Origin of the sequence: Arthrobacter sp. NPDC058130 (assembly GCF_042884475.1) — a bacterium.
Lineage (GTDB): Bacteria > Actinomycetota > Actinomycetes > Actinomycetales > Micrococcaceae > Arthrobacter.
The window spans coordinates 193,682-215,856 of sequence record NZ_JBHVTV010000009.1 but is presented as its reverse complement, the minus strand read 5'-3'; the positions used below and the strand labels follow the sequence as shown (position 1 = coordinate 215,856).

Annotated in this window: 20 protein-coding genes and 1 rRNA gene; 5 read left to right on the top strand and 16 right to left on the bottom strand. The window is 68.3% G+C overall.

Going from position 1 to position 22,175, the window contains the following annotated elements; all coding sequences use genetic code 11:
• The 4 genes from ACFVTM_RS16120 to ACFVTM_RS16105 all read right to left on the bottom strand — a co-directional run.
• Positions 1 to 212, bottom strand: a 16S ribosomal RNA gene (locus ACFVTM_RS16120); the annotation flags it as partial.
• 497 nt (positions 213 to 709) lie between these two features.
• On the bottom strand, positions 710 to 2,023 hold the full coding sequence (tyrS, locus tag ACFVTM_RS16115; RefSeq protein ID WP_390204587.1) for a tyrosine--tRNA ligase: 1,314 nt from the start codon (positions 2,021 to 2,023) through the stop codon (positions 710 to 712).
• 72 nt (positions 2,024 to 2,095) lie between these two features.
• The gene (locus ACFVTM_RS16110; RefSeq protein WP_390204586.1) at positions 2,096 to 4,324 is read right to left on the bottom strand and encodes a HelD family protein; all 2,229 of its coding nucleotides are present in this window, start codon (positions 4,322 to 4,324) and stop codon (positions 2,096 to 2,098) included.
• Positions 4,325 to 4,472: 148 nt separating this feature from the next.
• The gene (locus ACFVTM_RS16105; protein ID WP_390204585.1) at positions 4,473 to 5,030 is read right to left on the bottom strand and encodes an adenine phosphoribosyltransferase; all 558 of its coding nucleotides are present in this window, start codon (positions 5,028 to 5,030) and stop codon (positions 4,473 to 4,475) included.
• A gap of 135 nt (positions 5,031 to 5,165) precedes the next feature.
• On the opposite strand from ACFVTM_RS16105, the gene ACFVTM_RS16100 reads away from it, so the two are divergent.
• Positions 5,166 to 5,783, top strand: coding sequence for a GNAT family N-acetyltransferase (locus ACFVTM_RS16100; protein ID WP_390204584.1), 618 nt, complete (start codon positions 5,166 to 5,168; stop codon positions 5,781 to 5,783).
• Between the two features lie 6 nt (positions 5,784 to 5,789).
• Here the strand turns inward: ACFVTM_RS16100 and ACFVTM_RS16095 are convergent, their stop codons facing one another.
• Positions 5,790 to 6,461 (bottom strand): hypothetical protein, encoded by a 672-nt coding sequence (locus ACFVTM_RS16095; protein WP_390204582.1) that lies wholly within the window; start codon positions 6,459 to 6,461, stop codon positions 5,790 to 5,792.
• Positions 6,462 to 6,525: 64 nt separating this feature from the next.
• Positions 6,526 to 7,215, bottom strand: coding sequence for a DNA-3-methyladenine glycosylase (locus tag ACFVTM_RS16090; RefSeq protein WP_390204579.1), 690 nt, complete (start codon positions 7,213 to 7,215; stop codon positions 6,526 to 6,528).
• A gap of 89 nt (positions 7,216 to 7,304) precedes the next feature.
• Between ACFVTM_RS16090 and ACFVTM_RS16085 the strand changes: the two genes are divergently transcribed.
• Both ACFVTM_RS16085 and ACFVTM_RS16080 read left to right on the top strand, forming a co-directional pair.
• On the top strand, positions 7,305 to 8,876 hold the full coding sequence (locus ACFVTM_RS16085; RefSeq protein WP_390204577.1) for an AlkA N-terminal domain-containing protein: 1,572 nt from the start codon (positions 7,305 to 7,307) through the stop codon (positions 8,874 to 8,876).
• Positions 8,873 to 9,391 (top strand): methylated-DNA--[protein]-cysteine S-methyltransferase, encoded by a 519-nt coding sequence (locus ACFVTM_RS16080; RefSeq protein ID WP_390204575.1) that lies wholly within the window; start codon positions 8,873 to 8,875, stop codon positions 9,389 to 9,391. Before ACFVTM_RS16085 ends, ACFVTM_RS16080 begins: the two co-directional genes overlap by 4 nt.
• A gap of 45 nt (positions 9,392 to 9,436) precedes the next feature.
• On the opposite strand, the gene ACFVTM_RS16075 is transcribed toward ACFVTM_RS16080, so the two are convergent.
• The 10 genes from ACFVTM_RS16075 to argC all read right to left on the bottom strand — a co-directional run bounded on the left by ACFVTM_RS16075 (position 9,437) and on the right by argC (position 19,700).
• A complete protein-coding gene (locus ACFVTM_RS16075; RefSeq protein WP_390204574.1) occupies positions 9,437 to 10,174 on the bottom strand; it encodes a maleylpyruvate isomerase family mycothiol-dependent enzyme in 738 nt (245 codons plus the stop codon).
• 57 nt (positions 10,175 to 10,231) lie between these two features.
• Positions 10,232 to 10,759: a pyridoxal 5'-phosphate synthase gene (locus ACFVTM_RS16070; RefSeq protein WP_390204572.1), complete on the bottom strand. Its 528-nt coding sequence runs from the start codon at positions 10,757 to 10,759 to the stop codon at positions 10,232 to 10,234.
• 102 nt (positions 10,760 to 10,861) lie between these two features.
• Positions 10,862 to 12,292, bottom strand: coding sequence for an argininosuccinate lyase (gene argH, locus ACFVTM_RS16065; RefSeq protein WP_390204571.1), 1,431 nt, complete (start codon positions 12,290 to 12,292; stop codon positions 10,862 to 10,864).
• A 56-nt stretch (positions 12,293 to 12,348) separates the two neighbouring features.
• Complete coding sequence (locus tag ACFVTM_RS16060) at positions 12,349 to 13,554, bottom strand: argininosuccinate synthase (protein ID WP_390204569.1); 1,206 nt, start codon at positions 13,552 to 13,554, stop codon at positions 12,349 to 12,351.
• A gap of 95 nt (positions 13,555 to 13,649) precedes the next feature.
• Positions 13,650 to 14,180 carry an arginine repressor gene (locus ACFVTM_RS16055; protein WP_079551248.1) on the bottom strand — a complete coding sequence of 177 codons (531 nt, stop codon included), beginning with the start codon at positions 14,178 to 14,180 and terminating at the stop codon, positions 13,650 to 13,652.
• Positions 14,180 to 15,205, bottom strand: coding sequence for an ornithine carbamoyltransferase (gene argF / locus ACFVTM_RS16050; protein ID WP_390204567.1), 1,026 nt, complete (start codon positions 15,203 to 15,205; stop codon positions 14,180 to 14,182). The genes ACFVTM_RS16055 and argF overlap by 1 nt, the downstream gene beginning before the upstream one ends.
• Positions 15,202 to 16,416, bottom strand: a complete 1,215-nt coding sequence (locus ACFVTM_RS16045) for an acetylornithine transaminase (protein WP_390204611.1) — start codon at positions 16,414 to 16,416, stop codon at positions 15,202 to 15,204. The genes argF and ACFVTM_RS16045 overlap by 4 nt, the downstream gene beginning before the upstream one ends.
• Positions 16,417 to 16,523: 107 nt before the next feature.
• Complete coding sequence (gene argB / locus ACFVTM_RS16040; RefSeq protein ID WP_390204565.1) at positions 16,524 to 17,456, bottom strand: acetylglutamate kinase; 933 nt, start codon at positions 17,454 to 17,456, stop codon at positions 16,524 to 16,526.
• Positions 17,457 to 17,505: 49 nt separating this feature from the next.
• On the bottom strand, positions 17,506 to 18,672 hold the full coding sequence (argJ, locus tag ACFVTM_RS16035) for a bifunctional glutamate N-acetyltransferase/amino-acid acetyltransferase ArgJ (RefSeq protein ID WP_390204564.1): 1,167 nt from the start codon (positions 18,670 to 18,672) through the stop codon (positions 17,506 to 17,508).
• Positions 18,669 to 19,700 carry an N-acetyl-gamma-glutamyl-phosphate reductase gene (argC, locus tag ACFVTM_RS16030; RefSeq protein ID WP_390204562.1) on the bottom strand — a complete coding sequence of 344 codons (1,032 nt, stop codon included), beginning with the start codon at positions 19,698 to 19,700 and terminating at the stop codon, positions 18,669 to 18,671. The genes argJ and argC overlap by 4 nt, the downstream gene beginning before the upstream one ends.
• A 200-nt stretch (positions 19,701 to 19,900) precedes the next feature.
• Between argC and ACFVTM_RS16025 the strand changes: the two genes are divergently transcribed.
• Together ACFVTM_RS16025 and ACFVTM_RS16020 are read left to right on the top strand one after the other, a co-directional pair.
• Complete coding sequence (locus ACFVTM_RS16025) at positions 19,901 to 21,004, top strand: fatty acid desaturase family protein (RefSeq protein ID WP_390204560.1); 1,104 nt, start codon at positions 19,901 to 19,903, stop codon at positions 21,002 to 21,004.
• Positions 21,005 to 21,114: 110 nt separating this feature from the next.
• On the top strand, positions 21,115 to 22,080 hold the full coding sequence (locus tag ACFVTM_RS16020) for a quinone oxidoreductase family protein (RefSeq protein WP_390204558.1): 966 nt from the start codon (positions 21,115 to 21,117) through the stop codon (positions 22,078 to 22,080).
• The last annotated feature ends 95 nt before the right edge of the window (positions 22,081 to 22,175 follow it).

The following is a 22,175-nucleotide window of genomic DNA, read 5'->3' as shown; positions in this document are numbered from 1 at the left end:
AAAGCTTTCCACCCCCCACCATGCGATGAGGAGTCATATCCGGTATTAGACCCAGTTTCCCAGGCTTATCCCAGAGTTAAGGGCAGGTTACTCACGTGTTACTCACCCGTTCGCCACTAATCCCCCCAGCAAGCTGGGGATCATCGTTCGACTTGCATGTGTTAAGCACGCCGCCAGCGTTCATCCTGAGCCAGGATCAAACTCTCCGTTGAAGAAAAACAGACACAACCAGGCACCACGGGAAAACGCGGAACCAGGCTGCACAAAATTTGAAACCAGCTGTAAAAACCAGACCACACCACGGGGTGGCGGGCCCGGCAAAACAACCAATCCATTACAATAAATTGGTATCAACAAACTTGGCACACTATTGAGTTCTCAAACAACAGACACATTCGAATACTTGCCGAAACAATTCATTTCCATGAATTCCTATTTCGCTTTTCTTCGCTGCGATGTTTACAGCTTATTTCATTCATTTCCACTTTGCAAACCCGCGATTTTCATCGGAATTTCACTTTGTGGAGCGAATCCGCCCAGCAGAATTGAAGCAATTTTCACTATGTGCGCCTGGCGCATGAAGAATTGCTTCTCATTTGTGGGGGTTTGTCACCACTCCGTGGCGGCAACTCAGAAAACAATACACGCTCCTTCCCGGCCGTGCAAATCGGCTGGGAAGGAGCGTGCAGGGTGCGTTGTGGGGCGCTGATCAGGACACGGCGACTTCCACCGTGGCAAGGTTCTTCTTACCCCGGCGCAGCAGCAGGTAGCGCCCGTGGAGCAATTGGCTGGGTGCAATAACGGCGTCGGGGTCGGACACCTTCGCATTGTTGACGTAGGCCCCGCCCTCCCCCACCGTGCGGCGAGCGGCGGACTTGCTCTCCGAGAGACCGGAGGCAACCAGCAGCTCGATGATGCCCAGGCCGCCGGCGTCCACCGTGGCGGACGGCAGCTCGGAAGTCGCCGCCTTCAACGTCGCTTCATCCAGCGCGGAAAGATCGCCATTGCCGAACACTGCGGCCGACGCCGCAATGACCTTTTCCGTGGCGTCCACACCGTGAACGAGCGAGGTCACCTCATAGGCCAGTTTCCGCTGGCCTTCGCGGGCGAACGGCCGCTCGGCGACCGCGAGCTCCAGTGCCTCGATCTCGGCCCGGCTCAGGAAGGTGAACACCTTGAGGCGGTCCGTGACGTCGGCATCCGCCGTGTTGAGCCAGAACTGGTAGAAGGCGTACGGGCTGCACATGGCCGGATCCAGCCAGATCGCGTTGCCCTCGCTCTTGCCGAACTTGGTGCCGTCAGAGTTGGTGATCAGCGGTGTTCCGAGGGCGTGGACGTGTTTACCCTCCACCTTGCGGATCAGCTCCGTGCCGCTGGTGAGGTTGCCCCACTGATCCGAGCCGCCGGTCTGCAGCATGCAACCGTGGTCGCGGAACAACTGCAGGTAGTCCATGCCCTGCAGGATCTGGTAGCTGAACTCCGTGTAGCTGATGCCTTCCTCGGAACCGAGGCGGGATGCAACGGCGTCCTTGCGGAGCATGGTGCCGACGCGGTAGTGCTTGCCGATCTCGCGGAGGAAGTCGATGGCGCTCAGAGGCGCCGTCCAATCCAGGTTGTTGACCATCCGGGCGGCGTTGTCGCCCTCGAAGCTCAGGAAGCGACGGACCTGGGCCTGCAGGTAGCCCACCCATTCGGACACGGTGTCCTTGGTGTTGAGGGTACGTTCCGCCGTCGGCCGCGGATCACCGATCAGGCCCGTGGAACCGCCCACCAGCCCGAGGGGCTTGTGGCCGGCCAGCTGGAGCCGGCGCATGACCAACAGCTGGACCAGGTTGCCCAGGTGCAGGCTAGGCGCGGTCGGATCGAAGCCGCAGTAATACGTCACGGGGTCGCCGGCGAGGAGCTTTTCGAGCTCTGCCTCATCCGTGGAGACGTGGACAAGGCCGCGCCATTTCAGCTCCTGCCAGATATTGGCAAAGCTGGGGTCGTTCTGCTGGGCATCGAGAATATTTAGCTGGGACACGGAATCTAAGTTAGCAGGATCAACGGACCCGCATCACAGGTGACTCCGTGCCCCGGCCGCTCCAGGCCCGGCCTACTCCTCGATGCCGGCCGGGACGCTGGAGGCGGCGATGAGCCTCAGGCGCTGCGTGGGCCGGGTCATGGCCACGTACAGGTCCCCTACCCGGCCGTGCTCGTGGTTGAGCATGTCCGTCGGCTCCAGGACCACGACGCCGTCGAACTCCAGTCCCTTTGCCTCCCGGGGACTGATCACCACGATGTCCTGCGCGTAACTCCCCGCGCCGGTCCCTACACGGTGGCCGTACACGTCCCGCAGTGCCGCGTTGGCCGCGGGGAGGAGCTCGCCGTCGGCGATGACCGCCAACAGGCCGCCCTCGATGGCGTCCAGTTCCTCCGGGAGCACCTCCACCAGCTTGCTGACGATCTGGCCGGCGCCGACGCGATCGATGACCGGGGACCAGCGCCCTTCCCTGACGGCCTTGGGCGCGGAAACCACCAGGCCGGCCGCGGTGGCCATGCGGGCGGCGGCCTCGGCAATCTGGGACGGGGTGCGGTAGTTGACGGTCAGTTCCTCGAGCTGCCAGCGGTCGCCGAACATGGGGCCCAGGGCGCTGTGCCAGGAGTTGGCGCCGGCGACGGAACTGGTCTGGGCGATGTCGCCCACGATCGTGAACGACTTCAGCGGGCAGCGGCGGACCAGGAGCCGCCACTGCATGGGCGACAACTCCTGGGCTTCGTCCACCACAATGTGCCCGAAGGCCCAGGAACGGTCCGTGGTGGCACGCTCGGCAGCGGTCAGCCTGGCCTCACGCTCCTGGTTCTGGTCCACCAGTTCTTCGGCCGTGAACAGGGCGTCCACGCCGGCGGTTTCCATGTTCACGAGGGTCTGCTTGGCGTTCGCCAGGTCGCGGGCACGGTCCTGTTCCTGCTGCGCCAGTCCCCTTCCAGCGGCGGCATCGAGCTCGCCCAGCAATTCGGCGGCCTCATCGAGCAGCGGAACGTCGGACTCGGTCCACGGCGAATCCGCGGGGCGGAGCAGCAACGCGCGCTCCTCTGGGCTGAGGTTCGGGGTGCATGCCTCGAGGATGGCCGGCTTGCTCAGCAGCTCCCCCACGAGCTTCTCCGGGGTCATCGGCATCCAGCAAAGGTTCAGGGCGATCCGGACGTCCCGGGCCGAGCGGACATCCTCCGCCAGGTAGGAGCGGTCGGCGTTGTTGCCGATGTTGCCGGCCTCCACAAGCTCGGTCATCTGCTCGGTCAGCTCGCGGAGCAGGATCTTGACGAACGAGACGCGGGCCTCGTTGTGCGGTTTGCCCGTGGCGCGCGCCCGTTCCTTGGCGCGGCGGACCTGCCGCGGCGTGAGGACCAGCTTGCGGCCATCGACCTCAAGGATCCTGTTGCCGGCCGGAATGCGCTGCCGGTTGGCCACGGCGTTGGCGACCACCTCGGCCATGTCCAGCCGGCCCTTGATGGCCGCCACGGAGGAGTCCGGCTCGGCGACCGCGGCGATGCCAGGCATGAGCCGGCCCAGGCTCGCCATCACGACGCCGGTCTCGCCGAGGGAGGGCAGCACGCGTTCGATGTACTTCATGAAGGACGACGTCGGTCCCACCAGCAGGACGCCGGCGCTCTTGAGCCGGTCCCGGTGGGTGTAGAGCAGGTACGCTGCGCGGTGCAGGGCGACGGCGGTCTTGCCAGTGCCGGGACCGCCCTGGACCACGAGGGCACCGGAGATGGAGGATCGGATGATCCGGTCCTGCTCGGACTGGATGGTGCCGACGATGTCTGACATCCGGCCGGTCCGCTTGGAGTTCAGTGCGGCCAGCAGCGCCCCTTCGCCCTGGAGCGAATCGGTGTCGGCGAGCATGTCGGCGTCGAGGACGTCATCCTCGATGGCCTTGACCTCGCGGCCCTGCAGGATGAGGTGACGGCGGCGGCGAACGCCCTGCCGGTCGAACGCCGTGGCCTGGTAGAAATGGCCGGCCTCGGGCGCCCGCCAGTCCACCATGAGCCGCTGCAGGTCCTCGGTCGTCAAGCCGATGCGGCCGATGTACTGGGCTTCGCCGGAATCCAGGTCCAGGCGGCCGAACACCAGCCGGTCGTCGACGGCGTCCAGCTGGGCGAGGCGGTCCTCGTAGAGGGCCGCGAAGGCATCGCGCTCGGAGACGTTCTGCATGGTGCCCACGGCACCGGCACGGCGCACCTGGGCCAGCTGGGTGCGCTTCTCTGCCCGCAACTCATCGAGCCGGGCGTAAAGTCCGGCCACATAGTCGCGTTCATGGGCCAAATCAGCGTCGTGCATCGAACGTTCCCCTATCGAAAAAGACGGACCTACCATTCTACAGCCATTTCGGCAGACATAGCTGTTGTATGTCGCCGAACAGTGCCAAGGCAGTCTTCGTCAGGGAATTCTACCGATACGCCACGGATGGTCCAGCCGGCAGCACCTGCTAGATCCGCAGCAGGGAGCGGACGTTGTGGCCGGTCAGGGCCGTGCGGCCGCCCAGTTCGTCGAGTTCCATGACGACGCCGACGCCGGCCACCTGGATCCCGCACCGCTCGAACAGCCGCGCCGCGGCGCCGAGCGTACCGCCGGTGGCGAGCACGTCGTCGAGGATCAGCACCCTGCTCCCGGGCGCCAGATCCGTGGTGTGCAGCTCAAGGGTGGCGGTGCCGTATTCCAGGGCGTAGTCCTCGGAGAACACTTCGCGCGGCAGCTTGCCGGCCTTGCGGACGGTGATGACTCCGGTCCCGGTGGCGTACGCTGCCGCCGCCGCGAGCAGGAAGCCGCGGGCTTCCACTCCGGCGACGGCGTCGAACTGGCCTTGGAAGGGTCCCACCAGGGCATCGACGACGGCTCCGAAGGCGTTGCCGTCGGCGAACACCGGGGTGAGGTCCTTGAAGCTGATTCCGGGTTTGGGATAGTCCGGGATGGTGGCGCACAGGCGCTCGATCAGCTCATCCACGGGCAGTGCTGTCTTGGTCGGGTTCAGCTCGCTTTGATTCACTCATCCACCTTACTGGCTGGTAGCAGCACGTCCGGCGGCCCGCGCTCCCCGGGCAACCTCGCGGCCATCCAATGTTCATTTCGGCGGCGCCGGATTCGCCGGTCCCGTCCACCCGGCCGGTGATTGAATGCTCCAATGCGACACGATATCGTCCTCTCCGGCCACGGGGTCAGGCTGGTCCCATTGGCCCCGCACCACGCAGCGGGCCTCTTTGATTTTGTGGATCCCGGCATGTGGGCAGGCATGGCGGCCCCCATGCCGCGGACGGGCGGCGAACTGGCTGGACTCTTCGAGTCACGGCTGGATGATCCCGCCACTGTCCCGTTTGCCGTGACGGACGGGCGCACCGGCGCCCTGCTGGGCACCACGTCCCTCCGCGACTACGTCCCGGCCCAGCAACGCCTGGAAATCGGCGGGACCTTTTACGGGCGGCAGTTCTGGGGCAGCCACGTCAATCCGGCGAGCAAGCACATGCTCCTTGCCTACGCCTACGAAGTACTGGCAGTCCACCGGGTGGCGTTCCGCTGCGACGCCCGGAACACCCGCAGTGCGACGGCGATCGAACGGCTCGGCGCCCAATTCGAGGGGGTCCTCCGCGGCCACCGTGCGGCGCCCGGCGGGGGCCGGGCGGATACCGCCGTCTACTCGATCCTCGTCCGGGAGTGGCCGCAGGTGCGCGAGGACCTTCGCCGCCGCCTCGCCCCGTTCGCCGTCGGCGCCGACTTCGGGTTGAGCAGCTTCGCCGCCTCCTAGGAATTCCTACGTCCCCGCGGTTGGCGGCCCGGGTTCGGTAGGAGGCCCGGGTTCCGCTGCAGGCGGCCCGGGTTCCGCTGCAGGCCCGGCTTCGGTTGGAGGTCCGGGTTCGGCCGGTCCCGGCGGGCGCAGGAGTTCATTCGCAAGCCCGTAGGAGACGACGCCCAGCGCTATTCCCAGGGCGCGCTCGGCGTCGAACCGTCCGGCCGCCACACTGCTCAGCCGGGCGTAGTCCTCGGCCCACCCGGACCGGCGGAACCTGTCGGCGTCGCCGTGGAGGAGCCGCCCGTAGAGGACGTCCTCGAACAGGTCGTGGTCGTTCGCGGCGAATTCGGCCGTCCGTGCCTGGCGGTCCCGGATCATCTCGTTCGTGAACAACCTGGCCGTTTCGCCCGCGCCGTCGGCTATCCGGGCGTCCGCCGAGTAGTTGCACAGGCGCAGGGCCCGCACCACGAGTTTGAGCGAAACGTGCTCGTCCGGGACGATGAACTTCCGCAGCAGCGCCGCGCGGAACAGCTCAAGCCAGTGCCGGCGCTCTGCCTCGGCGGAGTCCGCCGCGGCCGGCGCCCGGGTGGGTGTGAACAGCTCAACCATGCGGAAGTATTCGGCGGCCAGCTGCGCAAAGATCTGGAGCCGTTCCAGCTCGCTGCCTGGTTTTCCGCGTTTCCCCTCGCCCATAGTGCTCCATCCTCCCTGGGCCGCTCCCGGGGCGCCGATGCTGCACATCAGGGTACGTGCCTGGCTACCCGCCCGGGGCGTTTGGCGCCTTTGCCGTTCTTGCCGGCTTTGCCGGCTTGTAGCGGGAGACGGTCGGGTCGCCGCTGAGCCAGAACCGCCAGGGGTAGTCGTGGCTGCCGCCGGCGCCGGACACGCCCACCCGGGGACCTGAGCTGACGCCCGCGACGCCATCCGGCGGATTCACGGGCAGTTCCAGCCGGAACGGCGGCGCCAGGGCATCCCGCCCGCTGTCCGCCGTCGTCAAGCCCAGCGCTGTGGCAAGCCGGGCGGGCCCGCTCGCGAGGTCGTCGTCCGATTTCGACGTCGGACGCCTGGCCCGGGCCAGATCATGTCCCGCCACCACTTCGCCGGCCCGCAGCAGCAGCGCCGACGCCACCCCTTCCGGTCCGCACACGATATTGGCGCAGTGGTGCATCCCGTAGGTGAAGTACACGTAGAGGTGGCCCGCCGGGCCAAACATCGGCGCGTTGCGGGCCGTCTGGCCGCGGAAGGTGTGGGAGCCCGGATCAGGGTGCCGCGAATCATGCGGTCCGAGGTAGGCCTCCACCTCGGTGATCCGCACGGAGACGGAGCCCTCGCGCCCGTCGTGCGTCAAGACGGCGCCGAGCAGCAACGGCGCCACGTGCCGTGCGTCGGCCGAGAGCGTCTCCCGGAGCGACACTGCCGTACCGGGTTGCGCGCCGGACTCAGTCATGTTCAGACTTTAACAAACGCCGCCTCAGATCCCACGGCCGTGTCCGAATTCCGCTAGCAGGCGCTTCGGGAAGCTGGCAGGATGGGGTCATGGACTTCTGGCAGCGCTACCGGGCAATCGACGCCCGGGACACCCGATTCGACGGGCAGTTCTACACGGCCGTCCGGACCACGGGGATCTACTGCCGGCCCTCGTGCCCCGCCCGGACGCCCAAAGCGGGCAACGTCACGTTCTATGAAACGTCGGCCGCCGCGCACGACGCCGGCTACCGGGCGTGCAAGCGCTGCCTGCCGGAGGCTGTGCCCGGTACCCCGGCCTGGAACGTGCGCTCGGACATCGCCGGCCGCGCCATGCGTCTCATCAATGACGGCGTGATTAACCGCGACGGCGTCGAGGGGCTGGCGGCCCGGCTCGGATATTCCTCGCGCCAGCTCAATAGGATCCTCAGCCACGAACTCGGCGCCGGACCCCTGTCCCTGGCACGGGCGAGCCGCGCCCAGACCGCCCGCACCCTGCTGGTCTCCACCGCCATGAAGGTCTCGGACATTGCCTTCGCCGCGGGATTCAACAGCGTGCGCCAGTTCAACGAGACCATCGGCGAGGTCTTCGCCATGACGCCGTCCGCGCTCCGTGCCACGGCCCGGCACCACCACGCCCCCGCTGCGACCACGGCGCTCACGCTCAATCTTCCGTACCGGGAACCGTTCGATCCCGGCGTCTTCGATTTCCTCGCCGTCCGCGCCATTCCCGGGATCGAGGAAGGCACGTCCCACTCCTACGCCCGGACCCTGCGGCTGACGCACGGCGATGCCCGTTTCCGGGTGGATTACGACGCCGGCGCTCCCGGGCGTCCGCTCGTGCTGACCATCGGCGCCGTCGATCTCCGGGACCTGGCCGCCCTGCTGAGCAGGGTCCGCCGCCTGTTGGACCTCGACGCCGATCCCGTCGCCATCGATGCCGCCCTCGCCGCCGATCCCCGCCTGGCCGCTACAGTGGCGCGCACGCCGGGGATGCGGATGCCCGGTGCCGTTGATCCGCAGGAACTGCTGATCCGGGCCATGATCGGCCAGCAGATCACAGTGGCTGCCGCGCGGACCGCCTTGGTCCAGCTTTCGGCGGCCGGGAGCGCAAGCCTGGTGCCCGCAGACGGCCTCCACCGGCTGTTCCCGACGGCCGCCCAGATTGCCGGGTCCGGCTTCGAACTGCTCCGCGGCCCGCAGCGGCGGATCGATTCCGTGCGCGGCGCGGCGGCAGCGATGGCCTCCGGAGACCTTGACTTCGGCTACGGCGATGACGTCCACGGGCTGGAGACCAAGCTCCTGCCCCTTGCCGGCGTGGGGCCATGGACCGTGGGATACGTCGCGATGCGCGTCATCGGCGCGCCGGATGTGTTCCTTGCCAACGACGCGGCCGTCCGCAACGGCATCCGGTCGCTCGCAGAGGCCCCCGGCGGCGCCGCGCTGAGCCCCGATTTCCGTGAGGTCAGCCCGTGGCGCTCCTACGCCACCATGCACCTGTGGCGCGCGGCGGCGGCTGCCCAGGCGACAGTGCGCAGGGCGTCGCAGACACCAACAACGGCGACAAAACAGACACCAACACCGACGACAAAACAGACACCAACACAGACTTCCGCGCAGACTCCGAAGAAAGCGAACCCATGAAAGCCCAGTTGTTGACCATGTCCACTCCGGACGGCCCTTTCACCATCATTGCCTGTGACGGCACTGTCCTGTCATCCGGCTGGACCGCCATTCCCGGCGAGCTGACCGGGCAAATCCATGCGGACCTGCTGCCGGGCGAATTCGAGACCGTTGCCGGGCTGGGCGCCATCTCCGAGGCCGTAGAGGCGTTCTACTCCGGGAATCCGGAGCCGGCCATGGCCGTGCCGGTGCTGCAGAAGTCCGGCCCCTTCCGCAACCATGCCTGGGACGTGCTGCGTACGGTCGCGCCGGGGCACCCCGTGACCTACACGGAGTACGCGGAACTGTCCGGCAACCCCAAGGCCGTCCGCGCGGCAGCCAGTGCGTGCGCCTTCAACGCGGCGGCCCTCTTTGTACCGTGCCACCGTGTGGTCCGTACCGACGGGACCCTGGGCGGCTTCCGCTGGGGACTGGCCGTCAAGGGCAGCCTGTTGGACCGGGAACGCGAACTCGCCCTCGCCACGGCGCGGCCTTAGCCCTTAGGCCAAAGGTCTTCCAGCCCGCCAAAGGCCGCGACGTGCTCAGTTGCTGACGGGCACGCCGGAGGGCCAGGGCAGCAGCTCCGGAAGGACGACGCCGTCGGCCGCCGCGGTAGCGCGCAGGCTGCCAAGGGTGGGGGTACGGCCGGCGAGCCACGCGGCGATGTCCGTCAGCATGCCGTTGATCACCGTCGAATGTCCGCCGCTCCCGATGGCCACCGCGGGCAGGCCGAGCGGCTGCAGCACAAAGCGCTGGCCCTCGGGCACCCGGGCGGAGAGGAATTCGAAGAGGTGCCCGCAGAACGGGCGGCTCCAGGTTTCCGGTCCGTGGCCGGTGCCGAGATCGTTGGCGTGGATGACGAGTTCGCGCCACAGGGCCAGGCCGCCGTCGAACACGACTCCCCCGCGGTAGGTGATGGGCTCGCGCCAGCCGGCCGCGTCGAGGGAGTCGAAGGCGCGCAGCGCCCTCTGGAGCGCTGATTCGACGTCGGCCCGGTGCTCGGCGAGGCTGTGGCCGGCCGCCATGTCGATGGCGCGGTTCCGCCCCTCGAACCCGCCGTCGTAGAGTTCGACACTTTCGCCGCGGGCGGCGTATTCGAGCTGGCGCGCCATTGCGTTGCCGATCCCGCAGATGTGGGCGAGCACGTGCCCGCGGCTCCAGCCGGGCAGTTCAGACGGCGCCTTGATGTCCCGTTCGGTCAGTTTCGCGGTGATTCCGGCCACGACGTCGGCGGCGCGGTGCAGTTCTGCCCGAAGGTTCTCTGGTGTGATGGAGGTCATGCCGCCCATCCTAACGGAGCCACCCAATTAACCCGCACTAACTGAACTGAACGCGGTTCAGCGGGGCGCGTAGCGGTGCCGGATGTGCCGGCGGTCGTGCCGTGCCTGCCAGAATTCGATCTCCCGCGGGCGGACGGCGTAGAGCTGCCAGTCTGTGTTTTCATTTTCGCTGCCGTCCGCGCCCGGCCGTGCCCGCCAGTCCGCGGCCGAAGCCTCGGCGGAGAGCTCCACGACGTCCCCGGCCACCCGGACTTGGCGGCCCTGCTGCTGCCAGAAGAAGTTCAGCGCCGCGTGCGGGTTGGCCGTGAGTTCCTGGCCCTTGCGGGATTCCCGTGAGGTGGCGAAATGCCAGCCGTCGGCGTCGATGTCCTTGAGGATCAGCATCCGCGACGACGGCCGCCCCTGCCCATCCGCCGTGGCCAGGCTGCACGCGTTCGGCTGCGGCACGCCGGCCGCCAGGGCTTCGGCGAGCCATAGCCGGAACAGCTCGGCGGGGTCCGCGGGCGCCGCATCCGGATCGAAGTCCGGCAGCACTTCGGGGAAATCTGGCAGGGCCCGCAGCATTTGGCGGAACGATTCGCTCATGCTCCCACCTTAAACGCCGCGAGTTGGCACTTCGCGGCAGTGTCATTGGACAACATTGCCGCGAAATGCCAACTCGCGTGGGGCGTAAGCGCCTCGGAGCCGCTAGCCCGCGTACTCGCGCACGCCGGCGAGTTCGCCCTCGAGGGCCAGCAGCTGGCGCTCGACGGCGGCCGGTGCGGTGCCGCCCTGGGAGTTGCGGCTGTTGAGCGAACCCTCGGTGGACAGGACCGTGCGGACCTCCGGCGTCAGGTGCTCCGAGATGGCGGCGTATTCCTGGTCCGTGAGGTCCCAGAGCTCGACGCCGCGGCTTTCGGCCTGCTTCACCGCGGCGCCCGAGAGCTCGTGCGCCTCGCGGAACGGCACGCCCTGGCGGACCAGCCATTCGGCGATGTCCGTGGCCAGCGCGAAGCCCTGCGGTGCCAGGGATTCCATCCGTTCGGTGTTGAACGTCAGCGTCGCGATCATGCCGGAGACTGCCGGGAGCAGGACCTCCAGGGTGTCGGCGGCGTCGAACACCGGCTCCTTGTCCTCCTGCAGGTCGCGGTTGTACGCGAGCGGCAGGCCCTTCAGGGTGGCCAGCAGTCCGGTCAGGTTGCCGATCAGCCGGCCGGCCTTTCCGCGGGCGAGTTCCGCCACGTCCGGGTTCTTTTTCTGCGGCATGATCGAGGACCCGGTGGAGTAGGAGTCGTGCAGGGTGACGAAGGAGAACTCCTTCGTGGCCCACAGGATCACTTCCTCCGAGACCCGGGACAGGTCCACGCCGATCATGGCGGTCACCCAGGCGAACTCGGCGAAGACGTCGCGGGAGGCGGTGCCGTCGATCGAGTTGTGCGCGGCCGAGAAGAAGCCCAGGTCCGCCGCGACGGCCTCCGGGTCCAGGCCGAGCGAGGAGCCTGCCAGGGCACCGGAGCCGTACGGCGAGACGCCGGCGCGCTTGTCCCAGTCGGCCAGCCGCTGCACATCGCGCAGCAGCGCCCAGGCGTGGGCCAGCAGGTGGTGGCTGAGCAGCACCGGCTGGGCGTGCTGGAGGTGGGTGCGGCCCGGCATGGCCACGCCCTGGTGGGCCTTGGCCTGGTCCACCAGCGCATCGATCGTGGCGAGCACGCCCCGGGCGATGATCCGTGCGTGGTCGCGCAGGAACATCCTGCCCAGCGTGGCAACCTGGTCGTTGCGGGACCGGCCGGCGCGGAGCTTGCCGCCGAGCTGGGTTCCGGCGCGCTCGATCAGGCCGCGCTCCAGGGAACCGTGCACGTCCTCGTCGGACTCGGCCGGCAGGTACGCGCCGGAGGCGACGTCGTCGTCCAGCCGGCCCAGTGCATCGAGCATGCCTTCGAGTTCGGCGTCGTCCAGCAGCCCGGCCTTGTGCAGCACGCGTGCGTGTGCCTTGGACCCGGCGATGTCGTAGCGGGCCAGCCGCCAGTCAAAGTGCGTGGACTTGCTCAGCGCCGCGAGGGCGTCCGCGGGGCCGCCGGCGAACCGGCCGCCCCACAGCGCACCGGTGTTGGTGGCCTCCGATTTTGTCCCCGGGCGCACCCCGGCCTCGCCTCGCTCGGCCGGGGACCCCTGCGCCCGTGGGCCCTGCTGCTGACTCACTTTCCGGCGACGCGGATGTCGCGGCGGGAGGCAACCTTGGCGGACATGCCCCACAGCTCGATGAAGCCGCGCGCCATCGACTGGTCGAAGGTGTCGCCGGTGTCGTAGGTGGCGAGGTCGAAGTCGTAGAGCGAGGTGTCGGAGCGGCGTCCGTTGACGACCGCCTGGCCGCCGTGCAGGACCATGCGGATGTCGCCGGAGACATACTTCTGGGTGTCCTCGATGAAGGCGTCGAGCGAGCGCTTGAGCGGGGAGAACCACTGGCCGTCGTAGACCAGCTCGGCCCAGCGCTGGCCGACGGTCGCCTTGAAGCGGGCCTGCTCGCGCTCGATCGTGATGTCCTCAAGGTGCTTGTGGGCCGTGATCAGGGCCATGGCACCGGGGGCTTCGTAGATTTCGCGGGACTTGATGCCCACCAGGCGGTCCTCGACGACGTCGATCCGGCCGACGCCCTGGGCGCCGGCGCGGCGGTTGAGTTCCTTGATGGCCTGCAGCGGCGTGACCTTGACGCCGTCGATCGCGACCGGAACGCCGGCCTCGAAGGAAATGATGACCTCATCCGGTGCCGGCGGGAATTCCGGGGTGGCGGTGTAGTCGTAGATGTCCTTGGTGGGGGCGTTCCAGATGTCCTCGAGGTAGCCGGTTTCGACGGCGCGGCCCCAGACGTTCTGGTCGATCGAGTACGGGTTCTTTTTGGTGGTCTCGATCGGCAGTCCCTTTTCCTCGGCGAAGGCGATGGCCTTGTCGCGGGTCAGGGCGAGGTCGCGGACCGGGGCGATGCATTTCAGGTCCGGTCCCAGGGTCTGGATGCCGACTTCGAAGCGGACCTGGTCGTTGCCCTTGCCGGTGCAGCCGTGGGCGACCGTGGTGGCGCCGAATTCGCGGGCGGCCTTGACCAGGTGCTTGACGATCACCGGGCGGGAGATGGCCGAGACCAGCGGGTAGTGGCCCTGGTAGAGGGCGTTGGCCTTCAGCGTGGGCACGCAGTACTCGTTGGCGAACTCGTCGGACGCGTCAGCGACGTAGGCCTCGACGGCGCCGCAGCCCAGGGCGCGCTGGCGGATGGTTTCCAGCGATTCGCCGCCCTGTCCGACGTCGACCGCCACGGCGATGACCTCGGCGCCGGTGGCTTCACCGATCCAGCCGATGGCTACGGAAGTATCCAGGCCACCGGAGTAGGCCAGAACAATACGCTCAGTCACTTCACATGCTCCTTAGTTGTTTGGTTCATCAGTCTTTGTTTCAAGCCTGTCACAAGCCGGTGCTGCCCGGTCCCGTGAAGGGCCCATGGTGTGGCTTATTGGCCGGCTTCCTCGGCGAACTGCAGGAAGCGTGCGGCGATGTCCGCGCCGCCCAGGGGGTCCCGGGTGACGAGCAGGACGGTGTCGTCCCCGGCGATGGTGCCCAGGATCGAGGGCATCACGGAGTGGTCGATGGCGAGGGCCAGGAAGTTCGCGGCGCCGGGCGGGGTCCGGAGCACCACGAGGTTGGCGGAGGCCTCGGCGGTGACGAGCAGTTCCCCGCACAACCGGGTCAGCCGGGCGTCGAGGATTTCCTGCGTCACACCGCTTTTGGCCGCCCGTTCGCCGCCTTCCCCGGGGACGGCGTAGACCAGCACGCCGTCCTTGCCGCGGACCCGGACGGCGCCGAGTTCCACGAGGTCGCGGGACAGCGTGGCCTGGGTGACCTGGACGCCGTCGTCCGCGAGCAGCGCGGCGAGCTCGGCCTGGGAACGGACCGATTCGCCGGTCAGGATCGCTGTGATCCGTGCCTGCCGGGCCGTCTTGGTGGCCGGGCTGGCCCCCGGAGAGGCGGGCTGGACGGACATCAGGCCAAGCCGTCCACCGGTGCCGGCCCGTCGACTGGCGCCAGCCCGTCAACCACAGCCAGGCCGGAGCGGTGCATGAGCCAGGCCATGAGCGCCTTCTGGGCGTGGAGCCGGTTTTCCGCCTCGTCCCAGACGATGGACTGCGGGCCGTCAATGACGTCCGCGGCGATCTCGTAGCCCCGGTAGGCCGGCAGGCAGTGGAGCACGACGGCGTCCGCCGCCGCGAGCTTCATCGCCGCGGCGTCCACGGAGTACTCGCGGAACAGTTTCATCCGCGCTTCCTTCTCCGCCTCCTGGCCCATGGACACCCAGGTGTCGGTGGCAACGACGTCGGCGCCGCGCAGGGCCTCGGCGGCATCCTCCGTCACCAGCACCGATCCGCCGGTTTCCGCGGCGCGTTCCTCGGCGGCGGCGATGATCTCCGCGGACGGCAGGTACCCCTCGGGGCCGGCGATGCGGACGTTCATGCCGGCCGTGACGCCGGCCAGCAGGTAGGAGTTGGCCATGTTGTTGGCGGAGTCGCCCAGGTAGGCCATGGTCAGGCCCTTGAGTGCGCCCTTGTGCTCCTTGACGGTCAGGAGGTCGGCGAGCAGCTGGCAGGGGTGGTAGTCATCGCACAGGGCGTTGATGACCGGAACGCGCGAGTTCGCGGCCATGGCGACGAGCCCGGCGTGAGCGCCGGTGCGCCACACGATGGTGGACACCATGCGTTCGAGCACCTTGGCGGTGTCCTCGACCGATTCCTTGTGCCCGATCTGTGCCTCGCCGGGGTTGATGATGAGCGCGTTGCCGCCCATGTCCGCGATTCCGGTGGCGAAGGAGACCCTGGTCCGGGTGGAGGTCTTGTCGAAGATGACAGCCACCGTCTTGCGGCCGCTGCCATCCGCGGCGAAGGGCTGCACGCTGTAGGGCGCGGCCTTCATCCGGACGGCGAGTTCGAGGACCTCGGCCTGCTCGGCCGGGGTCAGGTCCGTGTCCTTGAGGAAGTGGCGGGTCTGGCTCTTCGAAATCTCAGTCGCGGTCACCGGGCGTCCTTTGCGGTCTGGAGGAGGGTCGGCAGGGCGGCCAGGAAGCGGTCGGCCTGCTCGGTGGCCAGGATCAGCGGCGGGGCCAGCCGGATGGTGCGCGGGCCGGGGCTGTTGACGATGAACCCGGCGTCGAGGCCGGCGGTGACGACGCCCGGGGCGACGTCGGCGTCGAGGTCGAAGCCGATCAGCAGCCCCTCGCCGCGGACCTCGGTGACGCCGTCGATTCCGGCGAGGCCGGCGCGCAGGTGCTCTCCCACGCTCCGGACGTGGGCCAGGACGTCCTGGTTTTCGAGGACGTGCAGGGTGGCGAGGGCGGCCGCGGTGGCCACCGGGTTGCCGCCGAAGGTGGTGCCGTGCTGGCCCGCGGTCAGGAGCGCGGACGTTTCCGGTCCGAACGTCACGAGGGCGCCGATCGGGAAGCCGCCGCCCAGGCCCTTGGCGAGGGTCACGGCGTCGGGCACAATCCCGGCGTCTTCACTGGCCAGCCACTTGCCGGTGCGGCCGATGCCGGTCTGGACCTCGTCGAGGATCAGCAGGGCGCCGGCCGCGGTGGTCGCCTCGCGGGCGGCCTTGAGGTAGCCCGGGGGCAGCGGCCGGACGCCGGCCTCGCCCTGGATGGGTTCGAGGAAGACGGCGGCGGTGGTGTCATCCACGGCGGCGCGGAGGGCCTCGATGTCACCGAACGGAACGTGCACGACGCCGCCGGGCAGCGGCGCGAACGGCGCCCGGTACGCTTCCTTCGCGGTGAGCGCGAGGGCGCCCATGGTGCGTCCGTGGAAGGCGCCTTCGAGCGCGATGATCTTGGTGCGCGGCTGCTCTTCCGATCCACTGTTCCGGCGAGCCAGCTTGAACGCGGCCTCGACGGCCTCGGTGCCGGAGTTGGCGAAGAACACCTTGGAGCCGGCCGGCGCCTTGGACAGTTCCAGCAGCTTCTCGGCCAGGGCGACCTGGGTGGGGCTGGTGAAGAAGTTGGAGACGTGGCCCAGCGTGGCCAGCTGGCTGGAGATCACCGAGGTGACGAACGGGTGGGCGTGGCCGAGGGCGTTCACCGCGATCCCGCCGAGCAGGTCCAGGTACTCCTTGCCGTCGGCGTCCCACACGAGGCAGCCGGCCCCGCGGACCAGGACCCGCTGCGGTGTGCCGAAGACGCCGAGCAGGGAGGAGGAGTAGCGGGAGAGCCAGTCGGCGCCGCTACTCTTTCCAGTCATTACGGAAGCTGTGGGGGCCGAGCCGGCGATGGGGGCCCGGGTGTGGTCGGGCACCGCGAAGCGGGCGGGGGCCCCATCGCCGGTCGGACTCACGCCTACAGTTTCGTTCATGCGTTCACTTCCTCATCGGGTACGACCTGGGTGCCGATGCCGGCGGTCGTGAAGGTTTCCAGGAGCATCGAGTGCGGCAGGCGGCCGTCCACGATGTGGGCGCGCTCGACGCCGTCGTCAATTGCTTTCAGGCAGGCCGCCATCTTCGGGATCATGCCGGACTCAAGGCGCGGCAGCATCTCGCGGAGCTCCGAAGCAGTCAGCGAGGAGATGAGCGATGACCTGTCCGGCCAGTTGGCGTAGAGGCCTTCGACATCGGTCAGGATGACCAGCTTGGAGGCGCCCAGGGCCGACGCGACCGCCGCCGCCGCCGTGTCCGCGTTGACGTTCAGTACCTGCCCGGTGGTGGATCCGTCGGCGGCGATTTCCGGGGCGACGGTGGAGACGACCGGGATCCGGCCGGCCGCGAGGATGTCCACGATGCCTTCCGGGTTGACGCCCACCACTTCCCCGACCAGTCCCAGGTCCACTTCTTCGCCGTCCACGACGGTGCCGGTGCGGACGGCGCGGAGCAGGCCGCCGTCCTCACCGGACATGCCGACGGCGTAGGGGCCGTGCGAGTTGATCAGGCCCACGAGCTCACGCCCCACCTGGCCGGTGAGGACCATCCGGACCACGTCCATGGCCTCGGGCGTGGTGACGCGCAACCCGCCCTTGAACTCCGATTCGATCCCGAGCCGGCTGAGCATGGCGTTGATCTGCGGGCCCCCGCCGTGCACCACCACGGGGTGGATGCCGACGTGGTGCAGGAACACGACGTCCTCGGCGAAGGCGCGGCGGAGCTCGTCGTTGACCATGGCGTTGCCGCCGTATTTGATCACCATGGTGCTGCCGGCAAAGCGCTGGATCCAGGGCAGCGCCTCGATCAGCGTGGCGGCCTTGTCCCGGGCATCGGACTGGGAGGTGGTCTCGCGGGTCTGGGTGTTCATGGGGATTCGTCCTTCTGGTCGTCCCTACTGCTCCGTCCCTGTAACGGGACTAGCTTGAGTAGGCGCTGTTTTCGTGGACGTAGTCGTGGGTGAGGTCGTTGGTGAGGATCGTGGCCTCGGCCCCGCCGGCCTGCAGGTCGATTTCGACCAGGACCTCGCGCGGCTCCAGGTCCACAAGGTTCCGGTCATCGCCGATGCTGCCGTTGCGGCAGATCTGCACACCGTTCATGGACACGTTCAGCTGGTCCGGATCGAACGCCGCGTCGGTGGTGCCGACGGCGGACAGCACGCGGCCCCAGTTGGGGTCTTTGCCGAAGATCGCGGTCTTGAACAGGTTGGAGCGGGCGACGGCGCGGCTGACGGTCTCGGCGTCCCGCTCGTTCGCGGCGTTGAACGTCCGGATCGCGATGTCGTGGCTGGCGCCCTCGGCGTCGCCGATCAGCTTGCGGGCCAGCTCGGCGCACACCTGGGTCAGGCCCGCGCCGAAGTCGGCGGCGGACGGCGCGGCGCCGGAGGCTCCGGAGGCCAACAGCACAACGGTGTCGTTGGTCGACATGCAGCCATCGGAGTCCGCGCGGTCGAAGGTGACTCGGGTGGCGTTGCGGAGTTCGGCGTCGAGCGTGTCCGGCGCGATGTCGGCGTCCGTAGTGAGGACCACGAGCATGGTGGCCAGGCCCGGGGCCAGCATGCCGGCGCCCTTGGCCATGCCGCCGATGGTGAACTGGGTGCCGTTGGCGTCCGTGCCGGTGAAGACGGCCTGCTTGGACACGGAGTCCGTGGTCATGATCGCGGTGGCGGCAGCTGGGCCGCCGTCGGCTGCCAGGCCTGCGGTGGCGGCACCGATGCCGGCGAGGATCTTGTCCATGGGCAGCTGCTCGCCGATCAGTCCGGTGGAGCAGACCACGACGTCGGTGGCAGAGACGCCGAGGGCTTCGGCGGTCTTCTCGGCCGTGGTGTGGGTGTTCTGGAAGCCCTGGGGTCCGGTGCAGGCGTTGGCGCCGCCGGAGTTGAGGATGACGGCGTCCACCCGGCCGTCCTTGAGGACCTCGCGGGACCAGTGCACGGGGGCCGCGGCGACGCGGTTGGACGTGAAGACGGCTGCGGCGGCCTTGGACGGGCCGTCGTTGACCACGAGGGCCACGTCCGGCTTGCCGGACGCCTTGAGGCCGGCCGTCACGCCGGCGGCGCGGAATCCCTGCGGTGCGGTGATGCTCACGGTGCGACTCCCTGGAGGTTGAGGCCGGCGGATTCCGCCAGGCCGAGGGCGATGTTCATGGACTGCACGGCGCCGCCGGCGGTCCCCTTGGTGAGGTTGTCGATGGCGCAGCAGACGATCACGCGGCCGGTGTGCTCATCGAAGGCGAGCTGCAGGACGGTGTGGTTCGAGCCCTGGACCGACTTGGTGGAGGGCCACTGGCCTTCGGGGAGCAGGTGCACGAATGGCTCGTCGTCGTAGGCCTCGGCCCAGGCGGCACGCAGTTCCGCGGCGCTGACACCTGAGCGGACCTTGGCGGTCGCCGTGGTGAGGATGCCCCGGCTCATTGGCGCCAGGGTGGGCGTGAAGGAGACCGTGACCGGTGACCCCAGCGCCTTGGAGAGTCCTTGTTCGATCTCCGGGGTGTGCCGGTGTCCCCCGCCGACCCCGTAGGGGCTCATGGAGCCCATGACTTCGGCACCGATCAGGTTGACCTTGGCGGCCTTGCCGGCGCCTGAGGTGCCGGACGCGGAGACGATCACGACGTCCCCGCCCTCCAGCAGCTGGTTGCTGAAGCCTGGTGTGAGTGCCAGGAGGGCCGACGTCGGGTAGCAGCCGGGGACGGCGATCCGGCTGGCGCCGCGGAGAGCGACGCGCTGGCCGGGCAGTTCCGGGAGGCCGTAGGGCCAGGTGCCGGCGTGCGCGGAACCGTAGAACTTCTCCCAGGCTTCCGGGTCCTCGAGGCGGTGGTCCGCGCCGGCGTCGATGACCAGAGTCCCGGCCGGCAACTGCGCCGCGATCTCCGCGGACGCCCCGTGCGGGAGCGCCAGGAATACGACGTCGTGTCCGGCCAGGTTTTCCACGGTGGTGTCTTCGAGGATCCGGTCCGCCAGGCCATGGAGATGCGGCTGCAATTCCCCTAGTCTGGAACCGGCGTTGCTGTGGGCCGTGATGGCGCCGATGGTGACGTCGGGATGACCGGCAAGGAGCCGCAGGACCTCGCCGCCGGCATAACCGCTCGCCCCGGAGACGGCAACAGAAATAGTCATAAGCACGACTATACAGCAAGAGTATGCATAGATGCCGATATTTATGCATGGATGGGCCTGTGTCCAGTTGCCGTGCATTCCGCGCCGGCTCAGCGGTCCGCAGAAACCCGGGGCGTATGCTTGGTAAAGGGTGATCCAGACCGTGCAGGTGCGAATGTCAGCTGCAGCGTTGCCCGTAATCGTGATGAGGCCAGCGCTACATGACCGCCACTTCCACCCTTCCCACCCAAACGCCGGCTCGTCCGCCGTCCCGCGTCCGGCAACCCAACGCCGTCGTCCTGAGCTATTCGGAACTCCTGAAGAGCGTTAAGGCGGCCGGCCTCCTTGAACGGCGCGTTGGCTTCTACATCACCCTGTTCACCAGCCTCGTGCTGCTGATGGCCGCCACCTGGTTCGGCTTCGCGCTGATCGGTGACAGCTGGTTCCAGCTCCTGATCGCCGCTGCCCTGGGTATTCTTTGCACGCAGCTGAGCTTCCTGGCCCACGAGGCCGGGCACCGCCAGATCTTCGCCTCCCGCCGTGCCAACGACTGGGCCGCACGGCTGCTCGCCACCTCTGTGGCCGGCATCAGCTACTCCTGGTGGGAACAGAAGCACGGCGCACACCACAACCACCCGAACGTCATTTCCAAGGACCCGGACATCGCGCCGGGCCCCATCGCCTTCCACGCCGAAGCAGTGGCCGCCCGGCAGGGGCGCTTGGCGTTCCTGACCCGCAAACAGGGGTGGTTCTTCTTCCCACTGTTGTTCCTGGTGGGCCTGGGCCTGCAGATCGATTCGGTGAAATTCATCGTCCGCCGGGCCAAGGTCACGCACCGCTGGGTTGAAATCCCGATCCTCGCGGCCCGGCTCAGCCTGCTGCCGGTCCTGGCCTTCACCTTCCTGCCCCTGGGCATGGCGTTCGCGTTCATCGGCGTCCAGCTGGCCGTGTTCGGTTTCTACATGGGCGCATCCTTCGCGCCGAACCACAAGGGCATGCCGGTCCTCCCGGCGGACAGCCGCGTTGACTTCTTCAGCCGCCAGGTCCTGACCTCCCGGAACATCTCCGGCGGCCGTTTCATGGACATCCTCCTTGGCGGCCTCAACCGGCAGGCCGAGCACCACCTCTTCCCCGACATGGCACGGCCCCAGCTGGACAAGGCTGCCAAGATCGTCCGCGAGTACTGCGCGAAACACCAGGTTCCCTACACGGAAACCACGCTGCTGCAGTCGTACGCGATCATTGTCCGCTACCTCAACGACGTCGGACTCGCCGCCGGCCGTCACTTCGAATGCCCGATGGCAACGGTCACGCGCCGCTACTAGCAGGCATCACGTGACGGCCGGTTACGAACGGCCCCTTCATGGTTACCGCCGGTGTCCCTAGGATGTACCCAGGGACCGGGACAGAGATTCCCGCCCGGAAAAGGAGCCACATGATGCACGCAATCGTCGCCCGCCAGGCCGGCGGCCCCGAGGTCCTGGAGCTCGACGAAACAGCCCGTCCCGTTCCCGGGCCCGGCCAGTTGCTGGTCAAGGTCGCCGCCGCGGGCGTGAACTTCATCGACACCTACAAGCGCAGCGGCGTCTACAAGGTCAGCTATCCCTTCACGCCCGGCTCCGAGGCCTCGGGCACCGTGGAGGAAGTCGGCGACGCCGTCACCGTGTTCGCTCCCGGCGACCGGGTGGCGACGGCTGAGGGTATCAACTGCTACGCGGGCTATGCACTCATCGATGAGGACAAGGCCCTCCCGGTTCCGGACGGCCTGGACGATTTCACCGCCGCGGCCCTGCCACTGCAGGGCGTGACGGCCCACTACCTGATCAACTCCACCTTCAAGGTCGAGGCCGGCCACACCGTGCTGCTCCACGCCGGCGCCGGGGGCGTCGGGCTCCTCGCGATCCAGCTCCTCAAGGCCAAGGGCGCCGATGTCATCACGACTGTTTCCACGGACGAGAAAGAGCAGCTGGCCCGCAAAGCCGGAGCCGACCATGTGCTGCGCTACGACGGTTTCGCGGAGCGGGTCCGGGACCTGACCAACGGCACCGGCGCGGACGTTGTGTACGACGGCGTCGGAAAAGACACGTTCGACGCCTCCCTGGCGTCGCTGCGCATCCGGGGCACGCTGGTGCTCTTCGGCGGAGCGTCCGGCCCGGTCCCGCCGTTCGACCCGCAGCGGCTCAACGCCGGTGGCTCGCTGTACCTCACGCGGCCGACCATGGCCCACTATCTTCGCGACGCCCGGGAACGCCGCTGGCGCTCCGACGAAGTCTTCGCCGCAGCCGCCAACGGCAGCCTCAAGGTCAGGATCGGCGCCCGCTACGCCCTCGCCGAGGCAGCCCGTGCCCACGATGACCTTGAACAGCGCCGCACTACCGGGAAAGTCATCCTGGTTCCCTAAGGCCACACGGTCACCCAAGCCGCGCGGCAACACCACCCGTTCATCTCCTGCAGGGATAATGCGCCAGTGACCGAGCAACGACTGACCCCGAGCGA